This window comes from Bacillus sp. Xin1, from assembly GCF_013314535.1.
GTDB lineage: Bacteria > Bacillota > Bacilli > Bacillales > Bacillaceae_G > Bacillus_A.
Genome location: NZ_JABUAE010000120.1, coordinates 1 through 1,960, shown reverse-complemented (window position 1 = coordinate 1,960; position 1,960 = coordinate 1). Strand labels below are relative to the sequence as shown.

Annotated in this window: 3 protein-coding genes and 1 pseudogene; 2 read left to right on the top strand and 2 right to left on the bottom strand. The window is 35.4% G+C overall.

Going from position 1 to position 1,960, the window contains the following annotated elements:
* On the top strand, nucleotides 1-224 hold a 224-nt coding region (locus HRG09_RS28670; protein ID WP_217448197.1), incomplete at its 5' end, for a nucleoside/nucleotide kinase family protein.
* A gap of 206 nt (nucleotides 225-430) precedes the next feature.
* Here the strand turns inward: HRG09_RS28670 and HRG09_RS27980 are convergent.
* Together HRG09_RS27980 and HRG09_RS27975 are read right to left on the bottom strand one after the other, a co-directional pair.
* Complete coding sequence (locus HRG09_RS27980; protein ID WP_017154573.1) at nucleotides 431-796, bottom strand: carboxymuconolactone decarboxylase family protein; 366 nt, start codon at nucleotides 794-796, stop codon at nucleotides 431-433.
* Nucleotides 797-870: 74 nt separating this feature from the next.
* On the bottom strand, nucleotides 871-1,542 hold the full coding sequence (locus HRG09_RS27975; protein WP_174104054.1) for a Crp/Fnr family transcriptional regulator: 672 nt from the start codon (nucleotides 1,540-1,542) through the stop codon (nucleotides 871-873).
* A gap of 334 nt (nucleotides 1,543-1,876) precedes the next feature.
* Between HRG09_RS27975 and HRG09_RS27970 the strand changes: the two are divergent.
* Nucleotides 1,877-1,960: pseudogene (locus tag HRG09_RS27970) on the top strand (IS6 family transposase); the annotation flags it as partial.

Here is a 1,960-nt window from a genome sequence, read left to right as displayed (position 1 = left end):
CGGTTTCTATGTCTCTATCAAATGATTTTTGCACCAGAACCGATTTTAGAAATAGTTCTAATGAAAGTATTTTGATTGAAATGGAAAACTACATTTCACAAGGTAGGCGGGGCTATCTTGAAATGCTAAAGACCATTAAACCGAATTCGGACATCATTGTGGATGGCACACTATCAGTATCTAAAGTTGGAGATAAAATATACGAGGTAATTTCAAGTCGATAGGACCAATTACATAGGGTGCAACGTTAATGTTCTAACGGGCTTTTTATGAATAAGCAATAATAGTTTATTCATTTCCCAAAGTGCATTAAAATGGAAAAAATCCCTGCTTTTTGATTGAAATCAGGGATTTTTGCTATGTTTAATGATTATAGTTTATTTTAGAAACACTACACTACATTTAATTTTTAATGTAAGTTCACTATATACTATAGCATATTGTTTTTCTCATACGCATTTAAGGCATTTACACCGTGACTCAAGGCTGCTCCGGCTTTTACTGCAGATGCAACGATAATTGCCTCCAAAACCTCTTCCATAGTTCCCCCATATTTCTTATACTTGTTTACATGAACATCAATACAATAGGGACAACCAGTCGTATGAGCCACCGCAATCGCAATAAGTTCCTTTGTTTTCGTTGGTATTAATCCAGATACAAACGCTTCCTTCTCAAATGTTAAAAAAGCTTTTGAGGATGCTGGTGCCATTTTTATAAGCTCATTAATTCGTTTTAAATAAGAATTTCGATAAAGAATATCGTCTCCTTTGTAAAGACCGTTTAGATTTTCCATAGGGATCTTCCTTCCTTAATCAATATTGTCCCCATTATCATATAATCTGAAAGAGGAGGATTTCTGTAACTATATCACAGAAAACGGCTAAATTTTTGTTGTAGAGCCTTTCGTTGGATGTTTACGATTTTTCCGCGATGTAAAGTAAGAAGTCCCTCCTTCTCGAACTTCTTTAGTGTTCGGCTAACAACTTCCCTTGCTGTACCTAACTCAATAGACAACTTCTCGTGGGTTATGATTATCTCGTCGGAATACAGAGAGGTATGTTTAATGAGATAATCTGCAATCCGATCGTCTATCCCTTTAAAAGCAATCTCTTCTACAAGCTGAGTCACAGTTGACATTTTACGAATAAATAATCCGTATATAAATCTGCTTAACGAATCGTATGTATGTATCCAGTTCCGAAAAGTTTCGGCCGGTATGATTAAGGCTTCAACATCACTTTCGACTGCGGCAAAAGCCTCATAATCTAAATCACCCAATATGCTAGCTATCATCATTAAACACACGCCGCCGCTCTGAACCCGATAGAGGGTTATCTCCCTGCCATTTTCTCCAACCCTATAAATGCGTACACAGCCATCCAAAATAAAAATAGCATGGTGTAAGCGATGCCCCCTTGCAAAAGCTACAGGAGTGGTTGGAACTTGCACTATAGAAATACCAGTTCTATTCCATTCCTTAGCTTCAATAGAGGACAGGCAAGGGAAACATTTTATAACTTGATTTAGTTTACTGATCATTTGTTCCTCCTAATCTTTATTAAATCCATGTTTAAACGACTTTATGGTAAATTAAACAACTTTTTTGTTGCTTAACGGATTAATAAAATAATACCAGAAAGGGTGGATTTCTTTTTTTCTAAATGCTTCTATATTGTAATTTTTCTGGTACAAATTCGAAATATGGTATCACAATCATATGTATCTAGAGAACCTATAAATCTATATGGATGGTGAGATATATGAGTCAATATCAAATGTTGGGCTCTGGTGCAAAAACTCTAAAGCTCTTGCAAGTAATCTCTTAAACTTGGACATACTGATACTATTATTCTAAAAAAGGTGTGTGATCGGTATGAAAAAGGAAAATTTGTTCAAATGGAAGCGTTATCAACCTGATATTATCTTATTAACGGTAAGATGGTACCTACGGTACAAC